The organism is Streptomyces sp. AcH 505, from assembly GCF_000818175.1.
Lineage (GTDB): Bacteria > Actinomycetota > Actinomycetes > Streptomycetales > Streptomycetaceae > Streptomyces.
Window position 1 is genome coordinate 2,032,087 of record NZ_JTIY01000001.1, and the last position, 22,806, is coordinate 2,054,892.

19 protein-coding genes and 6 tRNA genes (1 of these 25 only partly in view) are annotated in these 22,806 nt (G+C 69.2%); 11 read left to right on the forward strand and 14 right to left on the reverse strand.

All coding sequences use genetic code 11. From position 1 onward, the window contains the following. From HY68_RS42680 to HY68_RS09415, 4 genes are all read left to right on the forward strand, one after another. Positions 1-59 (forward strand) — tRNA-Asp (locus HY68_RS42680) (it extends 80 nt beyond the left edge of the window). Between the two features lie 20 nt (positions 60-79). After that, a tRNA-Phe gene (locus HY68_RS09405) sits at positions 80-153 on the forward strand. 115 nt (positions 154-268) lie between these two features. Next, positions 269-4,207, forward strand: a complete 3,939-nt coding sequence (gene hrpA / locus HY68_RS09410; protein ID WP_041986849.1) for an ATP-dependent RNA helicase HrpA — start codon at positions 269-271, stop codon at positions 4,205-4,207. Between the two features lie 101 nt (positions 4,208-4,308). Continuing rightward, positions 4,309-4,383, forward strand: a tRNA-Asp gene (locus HY68_RS09415). Positions 4,384-4,891: 508 nt separating this feature from the next. Here HY68_RS09415 and bldC read toward each other — a convergent pair. Further along, positions 4,892-5,098 (reverse strand): developmental transcriptional regulator BldC, encoded by a 207-nt coding sequence (gene bldC / locus HY68_RS40510; protein WP_003949541.1) that lies wholly within the window; start codon positions 5,096-5,098, stop codon positions 4,892-4,894. A 492-nt stretch (positions 5,099-5,590) separates the two neighbouring features. Continuing rightward, positions 5,591-6,472: a hypothetical protein gene (locus HY68_RS09425; protein WP_041986895.1), complete on the reverse strand. Its 882-nt coding sequence runs from the start codon at positions 6,470-6,472 to the stop codon at positions 5,591-5,593. 155 nt (positions 6,473-6,627) lie between these two features. Here HY68_RS09425 and HY68_RS09430 point away from each other — a divergent pair, with 155 nt between their 5' ends. Together HY68_RS09430 and HY68_RS09435 are read left to right on the forward strand one after the other, a co-directional pair. After that, positions 6,628-7,710 carry a Glu/Leu/Phe/Val dehydrogenase dimerization domain-containing protein gene (locus HY68_RS09430; RefSeq protein ID WP_041995512.1) on the forward strand — a complete coding sequence of 361 codons (1,083 nt, stop codon included), beginning with the start codon at positions 6,628-6,630 and terminating at the stop codon, positions 7,708-7,710. Between the two features lie 256 nt (positions 7,711-7,966). After that, the gene (locus tag HY68_RS09435; protein ID WP_041986897.1) at positions 7,967-8,218 is read left to right on the forward strand and encodes a DUF3073 domain-containing protein; all 252 of its coding nucleotides are present in this window, start codon (positions 7,967-7,969) and stop codon (positions 8,216-8,218) included. A gap of 118 nt (positions 8,219-8,336) precedes the next feature. Here HY68_RS09435 and purM read toward each other — a convergent pair whose 3' ends face one another. The 6 genes from purM to HY68_RS09465 all read right to left on the reverse strand — a co-directional run bounded on the left by purM (position 8,337) and on the right by HY68_RS09465 (position 14,329). Then, positions 8,337-9,416 (reverse strand): phosphoribosylformylglycinamidine cyclo-ligase, encoded by a 1,080-nt coding sequence (gene purM / locus HY68_RS09440; protein WP_041986900.1) that lies wholly within the window; start codon positions 9,414-9,416, stop codon positions 8,337-8,339. An 89-nt stretch (positions 9,417-9,505) separates the two neighbouring features. Continuing rightward, positions 9,506-11,032, reverse strand: a complete 1,527-nt coding sequence (gene purF / locus HY68_RS09445; protein ID WP_041986901.1) for an amidophosphoribosyltransferase — start codon at positions 11,030-11,032, stop codon at positions 9,506-9,508. Between the two features lie 63 nt (positions 11,033-11,095). Further along, complete coding sequence (locus HY68_RS09450; RefSeq protein WP_041986906.1) at positions 11,096-11,941, reverse strand: META domain-containing protein; 846 nt, start codon at positions 11,939-11,941, stop codon at positions 11,096-11,098. A gap of 51 nt (positions 11,942-11,992) precedes the next feature. Beyond that, positions 11,993-12,784, reverse strand: a complete 792-nt coding sequence (locus HY68_RS09455; RefSeq protein WP_041986909.1) for a maleylpyruvate isomerase family mycothiol-dependent enzyme — start codon at positions 12,782-12,784, stop codon at positions 11,993-11,995. A gap of 117 nt (positions 12,785-12,901) precedes the next feature. After that, positions 12,902-13,768, reverse strand: coding sequence for a M23 family metallopeptidase (locus HY68_RS09460; RefSeq protein ID WP_041986913.1), 867 nt, complete (start codon positions 13,766-13,768; stop codon positions 12,902-12,904). 30 nt (positions 13,769-13,798) lie between these two features. Further along, a complete protein-coding gene (locus HY68_RS09465) occupies positions 13,799-14,329 on the reverse strand; it encodes a helix-turn-helix domain-containing protein (protein WP_041986915.1) in 531 nt (176 codons plus the stop codon). A gap of 87 nt (positions 14,330-14,416) precedes the next feature. On the opposite strand from HY68_RS09465, the gene HY68_RS09470 reads away from it, so the two are divergent. Beyond that, entirely contained in the window at positions 14,417-14,992 is a 576-nt protein-coding gene (locus tag HY68_RS09470; RefSeq protein ID WP_041986917.1) for a TetR/AcrR family transcriptional regulator, read from the forward strand. 182 nt (positions 14,993-15,174) lie between these two features. On the opposite strand, the gene HY68_RS09475 is transcribed toward HY68_RS09470, so the two are convergent. The 4 genes from HY68_RS09475 to purS form a co-directional block, all read right to left on the reverse strand. Further along, the gene (locus HY68_RS09475; protein ID WP_041986919.1) at positions 15,175-15,381 is read right to left on the reverse strand and encodes a DUF4177 domain-containing protein; all 207 of its coding nucleotides are present in this window, start codon (positions 15,379-15,381) and stop codon (positions 15,175-15,177) included. 90 nt (positions 15,382-15,471) lie between these two features. Continuing rightward, positions 15,472-17,721, reverse strand: coding sequence for a phosphoribosylformylglycinamidine synthase subunit PurL (gene purL, locus HY68_RS09480; protein ID WP_041986921.1), 2,250 nt, complete (start codon positions 17,719-17,721; stop codon positions 15,472-15,474). Beyond that, positions 17,718-18,401 (reverse strand): phosphoribosylformylglycinamidine synthase subunit PurQ, encoded by a 684-nt coding sequence (gene purQ / locus HY68_RS09485; protein ID WP_041986923.1) that lies wholly within the window; start codon positions 18,399-18,401, stop codon positions 17,718-17,720. The genes purL and purQ overlap by 4 nt, the downstream gene beginning before the upstream one ends. Further along, positions 18,398-18,643, reverse strand: coding sequence for a phosphoribosylformylglycinamidine synthase subunit PurS (gene purS / locus HY68_RS09490; protein ID WP_041986925.1), 246 nt, complete (start codon positions 18,641-18,643; stop codon positions 18,398-18,400). The genes purQ and purS overlap by 4 nt, the downstream gene beginning before the upstream one ends. A 383-nt stretch (positions 18,644-19,026) precedes the next feature. On the opposite strand from purS, the gene HY68_RS09495 reads away from it, so the two are divergent. The 4 genes from HY68_RS09495 to HY68_RS09510 all read left to right on the forward strand — a co-directional run bounded on the left by HY68_RS09495 (position 19,027) and on the right by HY68_RS09510 (position 19,863). Beyond that, a complete protein-coding gene (locus HY68_RS09495; RefSeq protein WP_078863508.1) occupies positions 19,027-19,362 on the forward strand; it encodes an Lsr2 family protein in 336 nt (111 codons plus the stop codon). 101 nt (positions 19,363-19,463) lie between these two features. Beyond that, positions 19,464-19,535, forward strand: a tRNA-Gly gene (locus tag HY68_RS09500). Between the two features lies 1 nt (position 19,536). Next, positions 19,537-19,609 (forward strand) — tRNA-Gly (locus tag HY68_RS09505). A 181-nt stretch (positions 19,610-19,790) separates the two neighbouring features. Then, positions 19,791-19,863 (forward strand) — tRNA-Gly (locus tag HY68_RS09510). Positions 19,864-19,934: 71 nt separating this feature from the next. Here the strand turns inward: HY68_RS09510 and HY68_RS09515 are convergent. Both HY68_RS09515 and HY68_RS09520 read right to left on the reverse strand, forming a co-directional pair. Then, on the reverse strand, positions 19,935-20,837 hold the full coding sequence (locus HY68_RS09515; protein ID WP_041986929.1) for a phosphoribosylaminoimidazolesuccinocarboxamide synthase: 903 nt from the start codon (positions 20,835-20,837) through the stop codon (positions 19,935-19,937). 163 nt (positions 20,838-21,000) lie between these two features. Beyond that, positions 21,001-22,464, reverse strand: coding sequence for a N,N-dimethylformamidase beta subunit family domain-containing protein (locus tag HY68_RS09520; protein ID WP_041986931.1), 1,464 nt, complete (start codon positions 22,462-22,464; stop codon positions 21,001-21,003). Positions 22,465-22,806 lie beyond the last annotated feature (342 nt).

The window sequence follows — 22,806 nt, forward strand, 5'->3', positions numbered from 1 at the left end:
TTGGAGTGCTCGCCACCCTGTCAAGGTGGAGGCCGCGGGTTCAAATCCCGTCAGGACCGCTGCAATCGCGAGATTGCGTGGCTGGGTAGCTCAGTTGGTACGAGCGATCGCCTGAAAAGCGATAGGTCGCCGGTTCGATCCCGGCCCCAGCCACCTCGGCCCGCAAAGGCCCGAAGCCCCCTACCGAGATCATCGGCGGGGGGCTTTCTCGTGTGCGGGCCGAAATGGTTCGCCACTCTCTCGCCCCGGGTGAGATCCTGGTTCCGGTATGTCTACTTCCCTTGCCGACCTCCAGACCCTGCTGGCCGACGTCTCGCTGCGTGACGCGCAGCGGCTCGGCCGCCGTCTCGAAGGCTCCCGGCGCATCCGCAAGCCCGAGGCACGGCAGGCCGTGCTGGACGAGATCGCCGCCGAGGCCGAGAAGGCCACCGACCGGGTCCGGCGGCGTGGCGCCCGTGTGCCCGCGGTCAGTTATCCCGAGCAGCTTCCCGTCAGCCAGAAGAAGGACACGATCCTGGAGGCGATACGCGACCACCAGGTCGTGATCGTCGCCGGTGAGACCGGGTCCGGCAAGACGACGCAGATCCCCAAGATCTGTCTGGAGCTGGGCCGCGGCGTGCGCGGCATGATCGGGCACACCCAGCCGCGCCGGATCGCGGCCCGTACGGTCGCCGAGCGCGTCGCCGACGAGCTGGACACCCCGCTGGGTGAGGCCGTCGGCTGGAAGGTCCGCTTCACGGACCAGGTGAACCCGGAGTCGACCTTCGTCAAGCTCATGACGGACGGCATCCTGCTCGCCGAGATCCAGACCGACCGCGAGCTGCTCGCCTACGACACGATCATCATCGACGAGGCGCACGAGCGCAGTCTCAACATCGACTTCCTGCTCGGCTATCTCGCCCAGCTGCTGCCCAGACGCCCGGACCTGAAGGTCGTCATCACCTCGGCGACCATCGACCCCGAGCGCTTCTCGCGCCACTTCCGCAACGCCCCGATCGTCGAGGTCTCGGGCCGTACGTACCCCGTCGAGGTCCGCTACCGGCCGCTCCTGGAGGAGGACGGCGAGGAGGGCGACCGCGACCAGATCACCGCGATCTCCGACGCCGTCGACGAGCTCCAGTCGGAGGGTCCTGGCGACATCCTGGTCTTCCTCTCCGGCGAGCGGGAGATCCGGGACACCGCCGACGCCCTGGAGAAACGCAGGATCCGCGGCACCGAAGTCCTCCCGCTCTACGCCCGGCTCTCGCACGCCGAGCAGAACCGCGTCTTCCAGCGGCACAGCGGGCGCAGGATCGTCCTCGCCACGAACGTCGCCGAGACGTCCCTCACCGTTCCCGGCATCAAGTACGTCATCGACCCGGGCAACGCGCGCATCTCCCGCTACAGCCACCGCACCAAGGTCCAGCGGCTGCCGATCGAGCGGATCTCGCAGGCGAGCGCCAACCAGCGCAAGGGCCGCTGCGGCCGTACGTCGGACGGCATCTGCATCCGGCTCTACTCCGAGGACGACTTCACCTCGCGCCCGGAGTTCACCGACGCCGAGATCCTCCGTACGAACCTGGCGTCGGTCATCCTTCAGATGACGGCAGCCGGGCTCGGCGAGATCGAGAAGTTCCCCTTCATCGACCCGCCGGACCACCGCAACATCCGCGACGGTGTCCAACTCCTTCAGGAACTGGGCGCGTTCGACGCGGCACAAAAAGATACGAAGAAGAAGCTGACGCCCCTCGGGCGCAAGCTCTCCCAGCTCCCCGTCGACCCGCGCCTCGCCCGCATGGTCATCGAGGCCGACCGCAACGGCTGCGTACGGGAGGTGATGGTGATCGCCGCCGCGCTCTCCATCCAGGACCCGCGCGAGCGCCCGGCGGAGAAGCAGACCCAGGCCGATCAGCAGCACGCCCGCTTCAAGGACGAGACGTCCGACTTCCTCGCCTTCCTCAACCTCTGGCGCTACGTACGGGAGCAGCAGAAGGCGCTGTCGTCCTCGGCGTTCCGCCGCATGTGCAAGTCGGAGTACCTGAACTTCCTGCGGATCCGGGAGTGGCAGGACATCTACTCCCAACTGCGCACGGTCGCCAAGCAGATGGGCCTGAAGATCGGCGACGAGGACACGGCAGCCGCCGACCAGTCCGTCCATGTGTCGCTGCTGGCCGGGCTGTTGTCGCACATCGGCATGAAGGACGTGAAGGACGGCGCGAAGAACGAGTATCTGGGGGCGCGCAGCGCGAAGTTCGCGGTCTTCCCCGGCTCGGCGCTGTTCAAGAAGCCGCCGCGGTTCATCATGTCGGCCGAGCTGGTCGAGACGTCCCGGCTGTGGGCGCGGGTCAACGCGAAGGTCGAGCCGGAGTGGATCGAGCCGCTGGCCGGCCATCTGCTGAAGCGCACGTACAGCGAGCCGCACTGGGAGAAGGACGCGGCGGCCGTGATGGCGTACGAGAAGGTGACGCTGTACGGCGTCCCGATCATCGACCGGTGCAAGGTCAACTTCGGCCGGATCGACGCGGAGGCCTCCCGCGACCTGTTCATCCGCAACGCGCTCGTCGAGGGCGACTGGCGGACGCACCATCAATTTTTCCATGACAATCGCAAATTGCTGGGCGAGGTCGAGGAGTTGGAGCACCGCGCCCGGCGCCGCGACATCCTCGTGGACGACGAGACGCTGTACGACTTCTACGACCAGCGGGTGCCCGAAGACATCGTCTCCGGGGCGCACTTCGACTCCTGGTGGAAGGCCAAGCGGCGGGACGAGCCGGAACTGCTCGACTTCGAGCGGTCGATGCTCATCAACGAGAAGGCCGGCTCGGTCACCAAGGACGACTACCCGGACACCTGGCGGCAGGGACAGCTCAGCTTCCGGGTGACGTACCAGTTCGAACCGGGCGCCGACGCGGACGGGGTGACCGTCCACGTACCGCTCCAGGTGCTCAACCAGGTCACTTCGGAAGGGTTCGACTGGCAGATCCCCGGGCTGCGCGCCGACGTGGTCATGGAGCTGATCCGCTCGCTGCCCAAGCCGATCCGCCGGCACTACGTACCGGCGCCGAACTACGCGGAGGCGTTCCTGGACCGCGCCGTACCGCTCCAGGAGCCGCTGCCGGTCACGCTGGCGCGGGAACTCCAGCGGATGGTGGGGGTGCCCGTCACGGGCGACGACTTCGATCTGGGCCGGGTGCCGGACCACCTCAAGATCACCTTCCGGATCGTGGACGAACGGCGGCGCAAGATCGCCGAGTCGAAGGATCTGGACGAGCTGAAGCTGCAACTGCGGCCCAAGGCCCGCCAAGCGCTGTCGAAGGCCGCCGCGGCGACCGCCGAGCGCTCGGGCGGCGAGACCATCGAGCGCACGGGCCTGACCGACTGGACCATCGGCACGCTGGTACGGATCTTCGAGACGCGCAGGGCGGGGCAGCCGGTCAAGGCGTACCCGGCGCTGGTCGACCGGGGCGACAGCGTCGCCGTACGGCTCTTCGACACGGAAGCCGAGCAGCAGCAGGCGATGTGGGCGGGGACGCGGCGGCTGATTCTGCTCAGCATCCCGGTCAGTCCTGCCAAGTTCGCCTCGGACAAGCTCACCAACCAGCACAAGCTGGCGCTGTCCCGCAATCCGCACGGCTCCGTCCAGGCGCTGTTCGAAGACTGCGCGACGGCGGCGGCGGACAAGCTGATCGCCGACCACGGCGGGCCCGCGTGGGACGAGGAGTCCTTCCGCAAGCTGTACGACAAGGTCCGCGCCGATCTCGTGGACGCGACGGTCCGTACCGTCGGCCAGGTCCAGCAGATCCTGGCGGCCTGGCAGGCGTGTGAGCGCCGGCTGAAGTCCACGAACAGCCTGGTGCTCATCAACAACGTCCAGGACGTCAAGGACCAGCTGGCGGCGCTCATGCCGGCCGGCTTCGTCACCCGCACCGGGCTGCCGAGGCTGCCGGACCTGATGCGCTATCTGGTCGCCGTGGACCGCCGGCTGCAGCAGATGCCGACCAACGTCCAGCGCGACACGACGCGCATGGAGAAGGTCCACGAGATGCAGGACGAGTACGCCTGGCTGCTGGAACAGCTGCCGCAGGGCAGGCCGGTGCCGCGCGAGGTCCTGGACATCCGCTGGATGATCGAGGAGCTGCGGGTGAGCTATTTCGCCCACGCCCTGGGCACGGCCCAGCCGGTCTCGGACAAGCGGATCGTGAAGGCGATCGACGCGGCGGCGCCGTAGGTCGCGCGTAACGCCGCCATCGCCCGGAGTGAGTTCGACCGGACCCTCTGAGCTGCTGTAGAGTCTGTCTTCGCAGCCGCCGCCAAGGGGCAGCGGAACAAGGTCCTGTGGAGCAGCTTGGAGTGCTCGCCACCCTGTCAAGGTGGAGGCCGCGGGTTCAAATCCCGTCAGGACCGCATCACCGAAGAGCCCGCGTTCTCACGAACGCGGGCTCTTCTGCGTATTGACCGCCCCGGGCCGACCCGAGTAATCAAGCATCTGTAACCAGTACGCACGGCTGCGACGACGGCCCGGCCATCCGCCAACCACCCGCCGTCCGGCGTTGGCAAGAGGCGTGCAGTGTGACGGTAGTCACCTCAGGTTTTTCTGGAATGGGCGTTCTTACACCCTTCCTACAATCCGGCAATTTAATATGTGCAATTGTACTCACCCACCAAGGGTCCCCACAGGCGCACAAAAAAGATCGCGCTGGACCCGGCGGAGTCCAGCGCGATCGACGACTTACCCATGTTGCTTGGGTACGGAGCCTGTTGGGGCAGGCGCCCGTCGTTTGGAGCTGTCAGTCGGGACGACCGTGTTGGGGGAACCCGGCTGTTGTCCCTGCGTGCTTATGGTGCTGGCGGTACTGGTGGAACAAGTGGTGCGTGTGGAACAGGTTGTGCGTGTTGATCCCTAATCTGTTGATCAAGCTTCGCTACGCTGCTGCGGAATACCCGCAAGCAGTGCGCGAACCTCTGCCTCGCGATACCGGCGATGCCCACCGAGCGTGCGGATGGACGTGAGCTTGCCTGCCTTTGCCCAGCGTGTGACCGTCTTCGGATCCACACGGAACATCGTGGCAACCTCAGCCGGGGTCAGCAGCGGCTCGGCATCAGGGGTGCGAGCGGTCATGAGCGGCCTCCTCGGGAGAACCGAACCATCTCGGTTCTTTCCTCTAAATTCTGCACCTTGACCCACGTTGCCCGAAATGGCGGACGCGGGCCGAGTCGGTTATAGGACGAACGGCTTGTCCTCGGCACTACAACTACACCATCCGTCCAGCCACGTCGGCCAAACCGATGGAATTGCCCTCTGAGGTGTTCATCAACGGCGGAAGCCGATGGACCATGCCATAGCGGACAGTCACGGCACAGTAACGATCAGTCACAGAGCGATCAGGAGTCAGCAGAACCCCCGCATAGCGTGCGATACCGAGCATTCCGCCCGTACCGGCACGGAAGGAACCCTCCCCGGACTCCTTGTCCTATTTTGACACGAGGGTGGGCGATGGGCGCAAGGCCCTTGTTAGTGCGGTCCGTCACGCTTAAGGCCCTGTTAAGAAAAAAGCCCGGATCGGGACCTTCAGACGTAGGACCTCTGACGGGCCGTCGGTCTCCGTCGCCCTCAGTTGGCGAACTGGCGGTCACGGACGGCCCGCCAGCGCTCTGTGAGCCGCCCGTAGGCCTCTCCTGCCCGCTCGCCGTCCCCCGATCGCAGCGCGGCGATCCCGGCCGCCACATCGGCCGCTGAGCGGTCCTCCGCCAGCTGCTCCTCGGACAGCACGTGCACGAGCCCGCCGTAGTCCAGCTCGACCAGCGAGCGCGGGTGGAACTCCTCCAGCCACCGCCCCACGTCGACGAGACCCTCGATCATCGGACCGTCGTCGATGCTGTCCCGCAGCGCCTTGAGGCCGCGCGCCAGCCGCCGCCGCGCCTGGACCATCGGCGTCCGGTAGCGCAGGACGGGCGCACCCGGGCCGGCGGCGCCGGACTCCCCCGGCTCCCCGGGCTTCGCCGGCTCACCCGGCTCGTACGTCCGCTCGTCGTCAGAGAAGAGCGTGAACCAGCGGACCGGCACCTGCCAGACACCCGTCCTGATCCACGGCCGCGCGTCCGGGTTCCGCTCGCGCCAGCGCTCGTAGTCCGCGCTCGCCTGGACCCGCACCACGGCGGGCAGCACCGCGTCCAGCAGCGGCAGCGGCAGGACGTCGGCCAGCTCCTCCAGGGCGAGCCAGCCGCGCAGTCGGGTCCGCCACGGGCAGACGCAGACCACCCCGTCCACCTCGGTCACGAACGCGTCCGCGCTCTCGTGCACCGGCACGGGCACCGGCGGGGTGGGCAGCAAGTCCGCCAGGGCGCGGCGCAGTTCGTCCTGGACGGTGGGCGTACGGCCGCGCCGGGCGTACTCGGCCCAGTGACTCCTCTCCGGTTCGGGAAAGGCGGCCAGCGGCTCGTACACCCGCAGGTAGGACGTGTAAGGGACGAGAACCGAAGACACCGCTGGCATGCCGGAATCGTCCCACGCCCAGGGCGCACGAGAGGGTGATCCTCCGCACTGCGGCTGATCTACGCCGGGGTAAGACTTACTCTCAACCCCAACTGGTCCCTCCCACACCCACGGAGGGGCCGATCCCCGCCGCTTCGTACTTGGGAGTCACCACCGTGACCGATGTGACCGACGGCGTCCTGCACACCCTGTTCCGATCGGACCAGGGGGGCCATGAGCAGGTCGTGCTCTGCCAGGACCGCGCGAGCGGCCTCAAGGCCGTGATCGCCATCCACTCCACCGCCCTGGGCCCGGCCCTCGGCGGCACCCGCTTCTACCCGTACGCGTCCGAGGAAGCCGCCGTCGCCGACGCGCTGAACCTCTCCCGTGGCATGTCGTACAAGAACGCGCTGGCCGGGCTCGACCACGGCGGCGGCAAGGCCGTGATCATCGGCGATCCCGACCTGGTCAAGAGCGAGGAACTGCTGCTGGCGTACGGCCGGTGCGTGGCGTCGCTCGGCGGCCGGTACGTGACGGCCTGCGACGTGGGCACGTACGTCGCCGACATGGACGTCGTGGCGCGCGAGTGCGCGTGGACGACCGGACGCTCCCCCGAGAACGGCGGCGCGGGCGACTCGTCCGTACTGACCGCCTTCGGGGTCTTCCAGGGCATGCGGGCCAGCGCGGAGCGACAGTGGGGCGATCCCTCGCTGCGCGGCCGTACGGTCGGCGTCGCCGGCGTCGGCAAGGTCGGTCATCACCTGGTGGAGCACCTGCTGGAGGACGGCGCGCAGGTCGTCGTCACGGACGTACGGGCCGAGTCGGTCGCCCGGATCACCGATCGGCATCCTGAGGTCAGGGTCGTCGTCGACAACGAGGCGCTGATCCGTACCGAGGGTCTCGACGTGTACGCGCCGTGCGCGCTCGGCGGCGCGCTGAACGACGTGTCCGTGCCCGTGCTGACCGCGAAGGTGGTGTGCGGAGCCGCCAACAACCAGCTCGCCCACCCCGGTGTCGAGAAGGACCTCGCCGACCGCGGGATCCTCTACGCGCCGGACTACGTGGTGAACGCGGGCGGGGTGATCCAGGTCGCCGACGAGCTGCACGGCTTCGACTTCGAGCGGTGCCGCGCGAAGGCGGCGAAGATCTTCGACACCACTCTTTCGATCTTCGCACGTGCGAATAGCGACGGCATTCCGCCGGCTGCCGCCGCCGACCGGATCGCCGAGCAGCGGATGGCTGCGGGCCGCGCGGGCTGACCCGGGGAGACGTGACTCACCCCGGCCGGGCGGGTCGCCCTCAAGAAGAGGTTAAAATCGCAGCTGACCAGCGAGGACGGGGCGTCTCGCCGGTCGAGCGCCGAGGCGCGTCATGCGGGCGGCGTACCGTATGGCCGCGGAAGCAGGTACCGTTGAAGACCTACGGACGGGTCTCTCCGAGGAGAGCTCGTTCTGAAACATGAACGCGTGTCAAGACTCTGGGGCCGTCGAGCCCCGTCACCGAGGGGGTCGAGCCATGGGGCGCGGCCGGGCCAAGGCCAAGCAGACGAAGGTCGCCCGCCAGCTGAAGTACAACAGCGGCGGGACGGATCTGTCGCGTCTGGCCAGCGAGCTGGGCGCATCTCCGACAAGTCAACCGCCGAACGCGGAGCCGTTCGAGGATGACGAAGAGGAAGATGACCCGTACGCACAGTACGCGGATCGTTACAACGACGACGAGGACGAGGACGACGAGTCCGGACCCTCGGCTCAGCGCCGCGGCGCTTGACGTCTGGATACCTCCAGCAGTTCCTCACAGTGGCCCGGTCCGGGGCCGTAGTCCTGGACCGGGTTCTGTGCTGCCCCGCGGCATGACGGGCGCCGTCCCGGAGGACGGCACTCGCTGATCAGCTGCGGTAGTCGCCTGTCAGGGCGGCTCCGGTGGCATGTCCACCGCGCTCGGTGATCTCTCCCGCGACCCAGGCGTCGACCCCGCGGTCGGCGAGGGTGTCCAGTGCCGCGTCCGCCGAGTCGGCCGGCACGACGGCGATCATGCCGACGCCCATGTTCAGCGTCTTCTCCAGCTCCAGGCGCTCGACCTGGCCCGCCGCACCGACGACATCGAAGATCGGACCCGGCTGCCAGGTCGACCGGTCGACGGTCGCGTGCAGCCCGTCCGGTACGACCCGGGCCAGGTTCGCCGCGAGTCCGCCGCCCGTGACATGGCTGAAAGCGTGCACCTCGGTGGTCCTGGTCAGCGCCAGACAGTCCAGCGAGTAGATCTTGGTGGGCTCCAGCAGCTCCTCGCCGAGGGTCCTGCCGAACTCCTCGACCTCGCGCTCCAGCGCCCAGCCGGCCCGGTCGAAGACCACATGCCGCACCAGCGAGTACCCGTTCGAGTGAAGACCGGAGGACGCCATGGCGATCACCGCGTCACCCGTGCGGATACGATCCGCGCCGAGCAGCCGGTCCGCCTCGACCACGCCCGTACCCGCGCCCGCGACGTCGAAGTCGTCCTCGCCGAGCAGCCCCGGGTGTTCGGCGGTCTCGCCGCCGACCAGCGCGCAGCCCGCCAGCACACAGCCTTCGGCGATGCCCTTGACGATGGCGGCGACACGCTCGGGATGAACCTTGCCGACGCAGATGTAGTCGGTCATGAAGAGCGGCTCGGCGCCGCAGACCACCAGGTCGTCGACGACCATCCCGACGAGGTCGTGGCCGATCGTGTCATACACGCCCATCCGGCGGGCGAGGTCGACCTTCGTACCGACACCGTCGGTCGCGGAGGCCAGCAGCGGCCGCTCGTAGCGCTTGAGCGCCGAGGCGTCGAAGAGACCGGCGAAGCCGCCGATGCCACCGAGCACCTCGGGGCGCCGGGTCTTCCTGACCCACTCCTTCATGAGCTCGACGGCGCGGTCACCGGCCTCGATGTCGACGCCAGCGGCGGCATAGCTGGCACCAGTTGTCGTATCGGGCGTGGCAGGCATGGCTGGAAACCTTCGTGTCGTCGTACGGAGCGTCGTACAGGGCGGGAGAGGACGCGGGACCGGGCTCCGCCCAGCCCCGCGGGGTGCCGCTACGGGCGGCGCAGGGCGTCGCTCGCCGCCGTGTCGGCCGGCCCTGCGGCCAGCTCGGTCTCCAGGAGCTGCTTGCCGAGCAGTTCCGGGTCGGGGAGATCCATCGGGTACTCGCCGTCGAAGCAGGCCCGGCAGAGATTGGGCTTGTCGATCGTGGTCGCCTCGATCATCCCGTCGATGGAGATGTACGAGAGCGAGTCGGCGCCGAGCGAGGTGCCGATCTCCTCGATGGACATCCCGTTGGCGATCAGCTCGGCGCGGGTGGCGAAGTCGATGCCGAAGAAGCACGGCCACTTCACCGGGGGCGAGGAGATCCTGATGTGGATCTCGGCCGCGCCCGCCTCGCGGAGCATCTTCACCAGCGCGCGCTGGGTGTTGCCGCGGACGATCGAGTCGTCGACGACCACGAGGCGCTTGCCGCGGATGACTTCCTTGAGCGGGTTGAGCTTCAGCCGGATGCCCAGCTGGCGGATGGTCTGTGAGGGCTGGATGAAGGTCCGGCCCACGTACGCGTTCTTCACCAGGCCCGAGCCGTACGGGATCCCGCTGGCCTCGGCATAGCCGATGGCCGCCGGAGTGCCGGATTCCGGTGTCGCTATGACCAGATCCGCATCGACCGGGGCCTCACGCGCCAGTTTCCGGCCCATTTCCACCCGGGACAGATAGACGTTCCGGCCGGCGATGTCCGTATCGGGACGCGCCAGATAGACGTACTCGAAAACGCAGCCCTTGGGCTTCGCTTCCGCGAATCGCGACGAGCGCAGACCGTTCTCGTCGATGGCGATGAACTCGCCGGGCTCGATCTCGCGCACGTAGGAGGCGCCGCAGATGTCGAGAGCGGCGCTCTCGGAGGCGACGACCCAGCCGCGCTCGAGACGGCCGAGGACCAGCGGGCGGATGCCCTGCGGGTCACGGGCCGCGTACAGGGTGTGCTCGTCCATGTAGACGAGCGAGAAGGCACCCTTGACCTGGGGCAGCACCTTGGGCGCCGCCTCTTCGACGGTGAGGAACTTGCCGTCCTCGTCCGTCTGGCAGGCCAGCAAAGCCGTGACCAGATCGGTGTCGTTGGTGGCCGCGACCCGCGTCGCACGGCCGTTCTCCCTGGGGAGTTCGGCGACGAGCTCGGCGAGCTCGGCGGTGTTGACCAGGTTTCCGTTGTGACCGAGCGCGATGGAGCCGTGGGCCGTGGCCCGGAAGGTCGGCTGCGCGTTCTCCCACACCGAGGCTCCGGTGGTGGAGTAGCGGGCATGGCCCACCGCGATATGGCCCTGGAGAGAGCCGAGGGACGTTTCGTCGAAGACCTGTGAGACGAGGCCCATGTCCTTGAAAACCAGGATCTGGGACCCGTTGCTCACTGCGATGCCCGCGGACTCCTGTCCACGGTGCTGCAGGGCATACAGTCCGAAGTAGGTGAGCTTGGCGACCTCTTCACCCGGGGCCCAGACTCCGAAGACGCCGCAGGCGTCTTGGGGGCCCTTCTCACCGGGGAGCAGGTCGTGGTTGAGTCGTCCATCACCACGAGGCACGCCACCGAGTGTAGGCGAGATCGACCACTGGTCCGAATTGGGGACGGGGCGCAGTGGGCGGGATCACTTCGCGGCGGGGGCCGTCTCGGCCCTGACCCCTTGGCCGTCCTGGCCGGTGAGGGTCAGCGAACGGTGAGCCAGCTCATAGCCGACCTTGCCTTCGCGCAGCAGTTCGGACAGCCGCTTCTCGACGGCCGAGGCGGGGGTGTCACAGGCCATTTTGGTCGAGGTGACCTTACCGAACGTGACCGTCGAACCCGCTACGTGCGCCGTGGTCCGCCAGGAGTTGCAGCGCAGTCCTGTGCCCTGCACCGAGCCGTCCTTGGTGAGGGTGAACGAGGGGGCGCCCGCCGCCGTCGCCGCCGGCCGGTCGGTCCTGGAGGTGACGCTGCCGTGGTCGACGAGCGAGGTCACCACCCACTTGGTGCCGGCGAGGGCGGCGTCCTTCTCCGCCGTCAGGGCGATGGTGTCGCCGTCCGCGCCGGTGAGGGTGAGCCGCTGGTCGGCGACCTTGGCGGTCAGCTTCCCCGAGAAGGCGCCGTTGAGGCGCTTCTCGAAGGCGGCCAGTTCCTCCGGGCAGCCGATGAGCGTCGACTCCTTCTTGCCGACGACGACGGTGTCGCCCTTGACGGTGACCTGTGCGCCGATGGTGTTGCAGCCGGTGCTGGCGCTCGCCCGGCCCTTGGAGTCGATCTCGACGCCGGCCCCCGCGGGTGCGGCGGTCCTCGCCCCGTCGACGGTCACGCTGTCCACGCTCCAGTGCACCCCGGTCAGCGCGGGCGCCGACTGTACGGAGCTGTCCGGGGCGGCCGGGTCACCCGGTCCTGAGCCGGTCTCCGTACCGCAGGCTGAGGCGGCCAGCGCGAGCAGGGCACCGGCGGTGATGTAGGTGATCTGCTGATTCCTCATGCGGCTGGGACGTGCCGGGCGGACGGACGGTTCCGCGGTGTCCGTGCCGGCTCAGCCCATGAGCGGCAGCAGCCCGGACAGGTCGGCGCGCTCGCCGCTGGCGCTGACCCGCGCCGCTTCGAGCGCGTCCGCCCAGGTCGTACGGCCGGTCGCGAGCCTGATCCAGGTGAGCGGATCGGTCTCCACGACGTTCGGCGGGGTCCCCCTGGTGTGCCGGGGGCCTTCCACGCACTGCACGACCGCGTACGGCGGGATCCGCACCTCCGTCGAGGCGCCGGGCGCCAGCACGGCGAGGGCGTCGGCGAGCATCCGCGTACAGGCGGCGAGCGCCTGCCGGTCGTACGGGACGGCGAGGCCCGTCGCCCGGTTCAGGTCGTCGGTGTGGACGACCAGCTCGACGGTGCGGGTGACGAGGAAGTCCCCGAGCCGCATCGCGCCGGCCCTGGTGGTGACCAGCCGGTCGTCGGCGGCGCTCGGCAGCAGCGCGGCGATCCGCTCGGCGGCGCGGGCGAACAGCTCGGCCGGCTCGGCCGAGGTGGCGATCGCCTCGGTGTCCTCCGCGATGTCGTCCGCCAGGCCGGCCGTCGCGAACGGCCAGTCGAGCAGGGCGACGACGGGCCCGGCCGGCTCGGGCTGTTCGACGGCGCGGCTGACGGCCTCGACCGCCATCGTCAGGTGCGCGGCCAGCTCCCGTACGGTCCAGCCGCCGAGCCCGGCGGGCAGCGCCAGCTGCGCCGCGGTGAGCGCGCCGGCCGCTTCGCGTACGTGCGCGAACTGGGCCAGCACGGCGGTGCGGGTCTTGGCGTGGTCGTAGCTACGCAGACGCTTCTTGGCCGGGGGCATAGCGGGGAGGCTAGCCGAGCCCACTGACAGTCTGATCGGCCCCCGCACGGTCGACACCGGCCGGCCGGAGGCCGGCCCGACGGCGTAAGGCCGGTGCCGGCCAGGGTCCGCACCGGCCTACTCGGCAGCAGCCTGCCCGGCGGCCGTCCGGTCCGCACCGGGGTCCGCCGCTTCCTCGCCCGCCGTGAACACCTCGCCGTCGGCCGGGACCCCGATGCCGTGCCAGCGGAACGGGAGTCCGCGGGCCACGTCCATGTCGGGGTGGTCCATCAGCTGGAAGTGCACGTGCGGTTCGGTCGAATTGCCGGAGTTGCCGCAGCGCCCGACGACCTGGCCCGCGCGCACCCGGTCGCCCGCCCGTACGGCGAGGGAGCCGCGCTGGACGTGCGCGTACATCGCGTACGTGCCGTCGCCGATGTCGATGATCAGGTGGTTGCCGGTGATCCAGGCGGCTCCCGCCATGTCGCGGACGGCGGCCTCGATGAGCATCAGGTAGACGAGCGCCAGCAGCGAGTTCCTGCTGAGGTGGTCGCGCCGGCTGTCGGAGGCATGCACGACCGTCCCGTCCGCGACGGCGAGCAGCGGCCGGCCGAAGGCGGGAAACGCCTTGCTCCGCCGGGCCACCGGCCAGGCCCAGGCGAAGCCGGGCCGGCTGCCGGGCTCCGGTTCGGCCACGATGTCGATCGCGTACGTCTGCCCGTACGCGTGGGTGCGGTGGCTGGGCACGCGGCTCGCCGGGCTGTTGAGCGCGGACCAGCGGCCGGTGACCGGCGCCGCCACCTCGACGGCCGGCGGCCTGGCGGCCACGTGCGCCCGTGCCGTACGCCGGCCCAGGGCGACGACGAGGGTGACCGCGATGATCTCCGGCACCCAGATCAGCCACCACGCGAACGGCAGGTCGACGAAGGCCCCCACGAAGACCAGCGCGACGAAGAGCACGGTGAACAGCCGGTAGAAGATCATGACGAGTTTGCGTACGGACATCGTTCCCCCTGGGTGGATTCGGTATCGCGGTCAGGTCGGCCGGGTCGCCGCCAGCATCACCAGCAGCGGCACCACCCGGCCGCCGGGGACCTCGTACTTGCCGCGCCCGACGGTGTGCAGCCAGCCGACCGAGGTGAGCTGGCGCAGGTGGTGGTAGATCTGGCCCGTCGTGCCGAGTTCGGCCAGCTCGGCGAGTTCGGCGGCGGTACGGCGGCCACCGAGGATCTCGCGCAGCAGCCGCAGCCGTACGGGGTGGCCGAGCGCGCCGAAGGACTCGGCCGCCGCAGGCCAGTCGGTGTCCAGGACGGCGTCGGTCACCGTGCCGTACTGCCACTCGTACCGTTCGTCGGTCGGCAGCCGGACCGCGCCGGTGAAGAGCACTCCCCCGGTCGCGGCCCCCGCCTCGGCGAGCTGGTCCTTCAGCCCGTGCAGAGCCCAGAATTCGCCGCCGTCCAGCGCGGGCGCGGCCGCGGGTACGGGCGCGGTCGGCGCGGTCGGCGCCGTCTGCTCCAGCGCGGCGAGCCGGCGTTCCAGCTCGGCGACGCGTTCCTCAAGCTCCATGACATTCAATTTACGTAATTACGTAATCCCGCACAAGGAGAAAAGCGATACGGGGCGCTGTGCGTACCAGTAGGTACAATCCGGTGCGTGAGCAGCACACCGGAACGCCTGATCGAGACCACCCGCGAACTCCTCTGGGAGCGCGGTTACGTCGGCACCAGCCCCAAGGCCATCCAGCAGCGCTCCGGGGTGGGCCAGGGCAGCATGTACCACCACTTCGACGGCAAGCCCGATCTGGCGCTGGCCGCCATCACCCGCAGCGCGGAGGAACGGCTGACCACGGCGGAGGCCCTGTTCGGCGGGCCCGGCACGGCGACCGAGCGGATCGCCGGCTATCTGCGCGGCGAGCGTGACGTGCTGAAGGGGTGCCCGATCGGCGGACTCACCCAGGATCCCGAGGTGATGGGCGACCCGGCGCTGCGCCGGCCGGTGGAGGAGACCTTCAGCACGCTCAGGGCCCGGATCGCGGGGCTGCTCGGGGAGGGGGTGGCACGCGGCGAGTTCGGAGCGGGACTCGACCCGGTGACCACGGCGTCCACGGTCGTCGCCGTACTGCAGGGCGGTTACGTTCTCGCCCGCGCGGCGGATTCCGTCGAGCCGTTCACGGAGGCGGTCGACGGCGTACTGGACCTGCTCGCGGCGCACGCACCAGCGGCGAAGTAACACCGATCCCCCGGGGAACGCCGATCGCCCGGGGAACGCCGATCGCCCGGGGAACGCCGATCGCCCGGTGAACGCCGATCGCCCGGTGAACGCCGATCGCCCGGTGAACGCCGATCGCCCGGTGAACGCCGATCGCCCGGCCGGTGTTCGCGAACACCGGCCGGGCGATCGTACCGGCGGGATCAAGCCTGCCGGGGGCGTTCCAGCGTGAGCAGCAGACCCTCGACGGCACCGGGACCTATCCGGCCCTTCACGTCGGCGGCGGTGATGGCCTTGAGGGCCCAGCCGTCGGCGGCGTGCTTGTTGAGCGTCTTCTCCAGCTTGTCGCTGTCCAGGGCGTCGCCGATGAGCGACTCCCTGAACGTCACGACCTTGTACTCGTAGGACATCGGGCGTTCCCCTCGTTCAGGCCGGCACGCACGGCGGATCCCGTGCGGGCACAGCCAATCACGCGAGGCCCGCGCCGATCACGGCGAGGCTCAGGCCAGCAGCGCCGGGATCGTCGCCTCGTGCGCCGTGCGCAGTTCGTCGAGACCGATCGTGAACTCGCCCTGGACCTCGACCTCTTGGCCGTCCACCACACCGATACGGGTGGCCGGCAGACCGCGCGCCCCGCACATGTCAGTGAACCGCAGCTCCTCGCTGCGCGGCACCGCCACGACAGCGCGGCCCGCCGACTCGCTGAACAGGAGCGTGAACGCGTCGAGGCCGTCCGGCACGATCAGCCGGGCGCCGGTGCCGCCGCGCAGGCAGGACTCGGTGACCGCCTGGATCAGACCGCCGTCGCTCAGGTCGTGCGCCGCGTCGATCATGCCGTCGCGCGAGGCCGAGATCAGGATCTCGCCCAGCAGGATCTCCCTGTCCAAGTCGACCTTGGGCGGCAGCCCGCCGAGATGGCCGTGGATCGTGCCCGACCAGGCGGACCCGCCGAACTCCTCGTCCGTGTCGCCCAGCAGGTACAGCAGCTGGCCCTCCTCGGCGAAGGCCATCGGCGTACGCCGCGCCACGTCGTCGATCACACCGAGCACCGCGACGACCGGCGTCGGGTGGATCGCGCGCTCGCCCGTCTGGTTGTAGAGCGAGACGTTGCCGCCGGTCACCGGGGTGCCCAGCTTCTGGCAGCCGTCGGCGAGACCGCGGATGGCCTCCACGAACTGCCACATGACGGCCGGGTCCTCGGGCGAACCGAAGTTCAGACAGTCCGAGACGGCGAGCGGCTTCGCGCCCGTCGCCGCGACGTTGCGGTACGCCTCGGCCAGCGCGAGCTGCGCCCCGGTGTACGGGTCGAGCTGCGCGAACCGGCCGTTGCCGTCCGTCGCGATGGCGACCCCGAGGCCGGTCTCCTCGTTGACCCGGATCATCCCGGCGTCCTCGGGCTGGGCGAGGACGGTGTTGCCCTGCACGAACCGGTCGTACTGGTCGGTGACCCAGGACTTCGACGCCTGGTTCGGCGCCGAGACCACTCGCAGCACCTGCTCGCGCAGCTCGGCGGCCGTCACCGGACGGGCCAGCTTGTTCGCGTCGTCGGCCTGGAGGGCGTCCTGCCACTCGGGCCTGGCGTACGGGCGCTGGTAGACCGGGCCGTCGTGCGCGACCGTGCGCGGGTCGACGTCCACGATCTTCTCGCCGTGCCAGAAGATCTCCAGCCGGTCGCCGTCGGTGACCTCACCGACGACCGTCGCGATGACGTCCCACTTCTCGCAGATCTCCATGAAGCGCCCGACCTTCGCCGGCTCCACGATCGCGCACATGCGCTCCTGCGACTCGCTCATGAGGATTTCCTCGGGCGAGAGCGTGTGGTCGCGCAGCGGTACGTCGTCCAGCTCGACCCGCATGCCGCCGGAGCCGTTGGACGCCAGCTCGCTCGTCGCACAGGACAGGCCGGCGGCGCCGAGGTCGGAGATGCCGTCGACCAGCTTCTCGGCGAAGACCTCCAGCGTGCATTCGATGAGCAGCTTCTCCTGGAAGGGGTCACCGACCTGCACGGCGGGGCGCTTCGACGGCTTCGTCGCGTCGAAGGTCTCGGAGGCCAGGATCGAGGCGCCGCCGATGCCGTCACCGCCGGTGCGGGCCCCGTACAGAATGACCTTGTTGCCGGGGCCGGACGCCTTGGCCAGGTGGATGTCCTCATGCCGCATCACACCGATGGCACCGGCGTTGACCAGCGGGTTTCCCTGGTAGCAGGCGTCGAAGACCAGCTCGCCGCCGATGTTCGGCAGGCCGAGCGAGTTGCCGTAGCCGCCGATGCCCGCGACGACGCCCGGCAGGACGCGCTTGGTGTCGGGGTGGTCGGCAGCGCCCATCCGCAGCGGGTCCACGACCGCGACCGGGCGTGCGCCCATCGCGATGATGTCGCGGACGATCCCGCCGACACCGGTGGCCGCGCCCTGGTACGGCTCGACGTACGACGGGTGGTTGTGCGACTCGACCTTGAAGGTGACCGCGTAGCCCTGCCCGACGTCCACGACGCCCGCGTTCTCGCCGATGCCCACGAGCATCGCGTCGCTCGCAGGGGCCTTCTCGCCGAACTGGCGCAGATGCGCCTTGCTGCTCTTGTACGAGCAGTGCTCCGACCACATGACGGAGTACATGGCCAGCTCGGCGCCGGTCGGGCGGCGGCCGAGGATCTCGCGCACCCGGGCGTACTCGTCCTCCTTGAGGCCGAGCTCCTTCCAGGGCAGCTCGATGTCCGGGGTCCCGGACGCGTGCTCGACTGTGTCCAGAGTCATGAGGCGGCTACCAGCTTCTTCAGGATCGAGGTGAAGAATCCGAGGCCGTCGGTACCTCCGGTACCGATCAGCGGCTCCACGGCGTGCTCGGGGTGCGGCATGAGTCCGACGACGTTCCCCGCGGCATTCGAGATTCCGGCGATGTCACGGAGCGAGCCGTTGGGGTTGCCGTCCGCGTAACGGAACGCGACGCGGCCCTCGGCCTCCAGCTCGTCGAGGACGTGCTCGTCGGCGACATACCTGCCGTCGATGTTCTTGAGGGGGACGGCGATTTCCTGGCCTTCGGAATAGTCGGCGGTCCAGGCGGTGTCCGCGCGCTCCACCCGAAGTTTCTGATCGCGGCAGACAAAGTGGAGATGGTTGTTGCGCAGCATCGCGCCCGGCAGCAGATGGGACTCGGTCAGGATCTGGAATCCGTTGCAGATCCCGAGGACCGGCAGCCCGGCCCGCGCCTGCTCGATGATCGTGCCCATCACGGGCGAGAAGCGGGAGATGGCGCCGGCCCGCAGATAATCGCCGTAGCTGAAACCGCCGGCCAGCACGACGGCGTCGACCTGCTTGATGTCCTTGTCGCGGTGCCACAGCGGTACGGGCTCGGCACCGGCGATACGGGCGGCGCGCAGCGCGTCCCTGTCGTCCAAGGTGCCGGGGAAGGTGACGACGCCGATACGAGCCGTCACGACTCCACCTTCACGACGAAGTCCTCGATGACGGTGTTGGCGAGAAACGTCTCCGCCATCTCGTGGATACGGGCGAGCGCGGCCTCGTCGACCGGTCCCGCCACCTCCAGCTCGAAACGCTTTCCCTGACGGACGTCGGCGATCCCCTCGAAGCCAAGACGCGGCAGCGCGCGCTGCACTGCCTGTCCCTGCGGGTCGAGGATCTCCGGCTTGAGCATGACGTCGACTACGACGCGTGCCACTGGCACTCCCGGTGGTGTGGTGCGGCTGTGTTCTCCAGGGGAATCCCCCTCGACCCCCCGAGCTTCCGTGCTTGACTCAGGGTACCCGGCTCAGAAATCTACGCGGGTAGATATCCCAGGTCACAGATCACCCGGCGATATCCTCCACCGAGAACAACCGAAAAGTCCGCGAAAAAAATCAGCGTCAGCTATTGCCCGGGGACACGCTGATGCAATTGGCTGGGCTTCACAATGCGAGGTCTTCCGCTGTACAAAGGAATACAGCGGAAAACAGCATTGCCCATTGACAGCCGGAAGGCCGGTGCCGCCGCACGTCAACCGCGATTCCCGTGCGAGCGGGGACCGGGCACGGCAGGCGGCGCCGCAGGAAAGGACCGATATCCGTGGCGCAGCGCGTAGTGGTCACGCTCTCCGACGACATCGACGGCGGAGAAGCGGCGGAAACGGTCACGTTCGGCTTGGACGGGAAGACGTACGAGATCGACCTGAACCCCGCCAACGCGAAGAAACTGCGGAAGGCCCTGGCCCCGTACCAGGCAGCGGCCAGGAAGCAGACGAACGCGGCCAGGAACGGCAAGGCCCGCACGACGTACCACCACACCTCACTCGAACCGGCTCCGGCGGCCGTCCGCGCCTGGGCGCAGTCCCACAAGATGGAGGTGCCGGCCCGCGGCAGGATCCCCAAGCGGGTCTACGAGGCGTTCCGCGAGGCCAGTTGAGCGACCCGGGCGTGTCCCGAGTTGCGGACCACCCCTGCCGATCGGCTAGAGTCTGGAGCACGCCGAGGGGCGAGGCCGAAAGGCCGGACCTCAAGCAGCGTGCGGGTGTAGTTCAGTAGTAGAACGCCCCCTTTCCAAGGGGGAGGCGCAGTGTGCGATTCCTGTCACCCGCTCGCGGACGTAGCTCAGTTGGTAGAGCGCAACCTTGCCAAGGTTGAGGTCGCCAGTTCGAACCTGGTCGTCCGCTCAGAGTGAAGGCCCTGATCCACTGGATCAGGGCCTTCGTCGTGTCACGCCCGGGAAGCGCCGATGACATGTGTCATGAGCGGCGATGACAGCGCGGTGTGAGGGTCGCCACATCGAGCCGGGGCGAACGGTCCGACTGCCGCCTCAAGCGGCGGTATAGTGGTTCTCGCGCTTCGGCGCTTGCGGACGTAGCTCAGTTGGTAGAGCGCAACCTTGCCAAGGTTGAGGTCGCCAGTTCGAACCTGGTCGTCCGCTCATAGTTCAGAAGTCACAGAAACCCCCGGCCGACGCGGCCGGGGGTTTCCTCGTGTGCGGCTACTGCCGGCCTACTGCTGCCAGGGGGTGCCGGTCAGGCGCTCGTACGCCTCCACGTACTTGGCCCGGGTCTCGTCCACGACATGCTGCGGCAGCTCGGGCGGCGGCAGCTCGCCGTGCCGGTCCCAGCCCGAGGTGTCGGACGTCAGGTAGTCGCGGACGAACTGCTTGTCGTAGGAGGGCTGGCTGTGTCCCGGCTCCCAGGACTCGGCGGGCCAGAACCGCGAGGAGTCGGGGGTCAGCGCCTCGTCGGCGATGACCAGCCGGTCACCGTCGAAGCCGAACTCGAACTTCGTGTCGGCGAGGATGATGCCGCGCTCACGGGCGATGTCCCGGGCCCTGCCGTAGACGTCGAGCGTCGCCCTGCGCAGCTGCGCGGCGGTCTCCGCGCCCACCTGGCGGGCGACTTCCTCGTAGCTCACGTTCTCGTCGTGGTCACCGACGGCCGCCTTCGTGGCGGGCGTGAAGATCGGCGCGGGGAGTTCGGAGCCGTCCACGAGCCCTTCGGGCAGGGCGAGTCCGCAGACGGTGCGGTGCTCGTCGTACTCGACCAGACCTGACCCGGTCAGATAGCCGCGGGCGACGCACTCCACGGGGACCATCCGCAGCGACGTACAGACGAGGGTGCGGCCCGCCCAGTCGGCGGGGGCGCCTTCGGGCACGTCGGTGGAGATCACATGGTTGGGGACGAGATCGGCGAACTGGTCGAACCACCAGAGCGAGAGCTGGGTCAGCACGCGGCCCTTGTCGGGGATCGCCGTGGGCAGCACCCAGTCGTACACGGAGATACGGTCGCTGGCGACCATGACGAGGTCGCCCGCCTCGTTCCGGTACAGGTCCCGCACCTTGCCTGTGTGCAGATGCACAAGGCCCGGCACCTCAAGGGGTTCGGGTTTTTCGACGAATCCGGGCACGGTTCCTCCGCGTCGTTCGATTCGATCCAAGAGATCCGAGAGTTGGGTCCTGGAGTTCGGTCCTGGAAGTCGCCTTTATTCTCCCGTATGCCCGGTGCGGAAGAAGTGGAGGGGTGCCGTTCCGGATCGGCGTGGCGAGTCGGTGACCGCCGTGGCGGACGGCTCAGTCCCGTTTGCAGATGCGGTCGAGGAGATTCGCCGTGGCGCGCTGGATACGGGCGTCGACGTGGCCGGGCCGGTCGAGCGCGGGGGACCAGGCGAAGGTGCCCGAGGCGAAGACGAGCGCGCCTGACGGGGCGCGGTAGAGCGAAGTCTCCTGATGGCGCTTGGCGTTCTCGGTGTCGCGGTACGGGGAGTGCGCGAGCAGGATGCGGTCCTGGTGGTCGGGCAGTGCCGTACGGGGGAAGTAGCGGTCGGCCTCACCGGCGACGAGCCCCGCGATCTCCTCGCCGTCCACGGCGCCGGTGGAATCCCACAGCCAGTGATCGGCGTTGCGCACGATCAGCGGGTGCGGCTCGGGGACGCGGCCGGCGTACTGGATGCCGAGGAGCTGCTGCTCGGGCCGGTCCACCTCACGCCAGAGCGCGGGCTTTCCGGGGCCGTGCCGCTTGCGGCAGTGCAGCATCCGGTCGGGGACGCCGGAGGCCGAAGGGCCCAACTCCACCTGCCAGTACATGGTGTTGGCGGAGAGGAAGACGAGCGACGTGCCGTGCTCACGGGCCAGCTCGACGTTGCGGCGCATCGGCACCGACCAGTACTCGTCGTGGCCGGGGAAGACGAGGCCGCGGTAGCGGGTGGGGTCGACGCGGCCCGCGTGCAGGTCGCGGGTCTCCGCGTACGCCAGGTCGTACCCGTACCGCTCGGCCCAGCGGATGAAGTCGTAGGCATGGCCCACGTGGAGGGGCAGCCCGGCGCCGGCGTACGGGCGGTCGAAGGAGACGGTCGTGGCCGCGTCCTCCTCGCCGAGGAGCGTGCCCTGCTCGTCCCAGGCGTGGTAGAGGCTGGCGCCGGTGCGGCCGTCCTCGGGGTAGAGGTTGTACGCCTGCCAGGTGATGTCGGGCAGCAGGAGGAGCAGGTCGGCGGGGTGGGTGTCGCGGACCGTGAAGGGGATGTGGGACCGGTAGCCGTCGACGGTGGTGAGCACGGCCACGTACGCGCCGATCGCCCAGTGCGCGGGGATCTGGAGCCGCCAGGAGAGCCACCAGTGGTGGCAGGAGACCGTGCGGTCGGCGGCGAGCGGCGGCGGCTGGACGAGGCCGGAGATGCGCGGGCTGGTGATGATCTTCCGGGCGCCCTCGCCGTTGTAGTGCCCGATCCGGTAGATGTCGATGAAGAACTGCTGCGGCGGGTCGACGGTGACGTGGAAGTCGATCGCCTCGCCGGGGGCGGCGGCGCCGGTCGAGACGAAGCCCTTGATCTGCCGCCCGACATCGTCAGCGGTACGCGGCCCGCCGCTGCGCCCACCGCCGGTGAGGGTCTCGTCGGCGTACCAGGGCACGAGATGGCCGGTGTCGTCGAAGTAGTTCTCACTGCCGCGCAGCCAGGGCAACGGGCCCTGGCCGAAGGGGTCGGAGACGGCATGGGCGAGAGCGCCCGAATCCCAACGCCGGATCGGCTCAGCCCCCATCGTGCGACCCTCCTTCGAACCTCCGGCTCCGGGCTGTCGATTGGCGACGGCCGGAACACCGGTGGCGCGATCGTTCAAACGCCGGCTGTCAGCGCCGGTCCCCAGCACATCACATAACGCACGCACTCCGTCACCGTTCGTCGCGAATTGGCGTTAACGGAAGGGGTAGTTCCGGCTCTTGGGTGGGATTGTCGGGGTTGTTGGTGACCAGGGTCACAGAGGGAAGGGCGGGCGGAGGACGGGAGTTGGGGGCGCGACGGTTTTTTTGGGGGCGCGGTGGGGGTGGCGGGTGCGGCTCGGCTGGCCGCGTCGGCGGCACGTGTCGGCTGCCGCGGCGGGGGC

Excerpts from the sequence above, each read along its gene's own strand:
- hrpA (WP_041986849.1), top strand. The coding sequence starts at position 269 with ATGTCTACTTCCCTTGCCGACCTCCAGACCCTGCTGGCCGACGTCTCG.
- bldC (WP_003949541.1), bottom strand. The coding sequence starts at position 5,098 with ATGACCGCTCGCACCCCTGATGCCGAGCCGCTGCTGACCCCGGCTGAG.
- HY68_RS09425 (WP_041986895.1), bottom strand. The coding sequence starts at position 6,472 with ATGCCAGCGGTGTCTTCGGTTCTCGTCCCTTACACGTCCTACCTGCGG.
- HY68_RS09435 (WP_041986897.1), top strand. The coding sequence starts at position 7,967 with ATGGGGCGCGGCCGGGCCAAGGCCAAGCAGACGAAGGTCGCCCGCCAG.
- purM (WP_041986900.1), bottom strand. The coding sequence starts at position 9,416 with ATGCCTGCCACGCCCGATACGACAACTGGTGCCAGCTATGCCGCCGCT.
- HY68_RS09450 (WP_041986906.1), bottom strand. The coding sequence starts at position 11,941 with ATGAGGAATCAGCAGATCACCTACATCACCGCCGGTGCCCTGCTCGCG.
- HY68_RS09455 (WP_041986909.1), bottom strand. The coding sequence starts at position 12,784 with ATGCCCCCGGCCAAGAAGCGTCTGCGTAGCTACGACCACGCCAAGACC.
- HY68_RS09460 (WP_041986913.1), bottom strand. The coding sequence starts at position 13,768 with ATGTCCGTACGCAAACTCGTCATGATCTTCTACCGGCTGTTCACCGTG.
- HY68_RS09465 (WP_041986915.1), bottom strand. The coding sequence starts at position 14,329 with ATGGAGCTTGAGGAACGCGTCGCCGAGCTGGAACGCCGGCTCGCCGCG.
- HY68_RS09475 (WP_041986919.1), bottom strand. The coding sequence starts at position 15,381 with ATGTCCTACGAGTACAAGGTCGTGACGTTCAGGGAGTCGCTCATCGGC.
- purL (WP_041986921.1), bottom strand. The coding sequence starts at position 17,721 with ATGACTCTGGACACAGTCGAGCACGCGTCCGGGACCCCGGACATCGAG.
- HY68_RS09520 (WP_041986931.1), bottom strand. The coding sequence starts at position 22,464 with ATGGGGGCTGAGCCGATCCGGCGTTGGGATTCGGGCGCTCTCGCCCAT.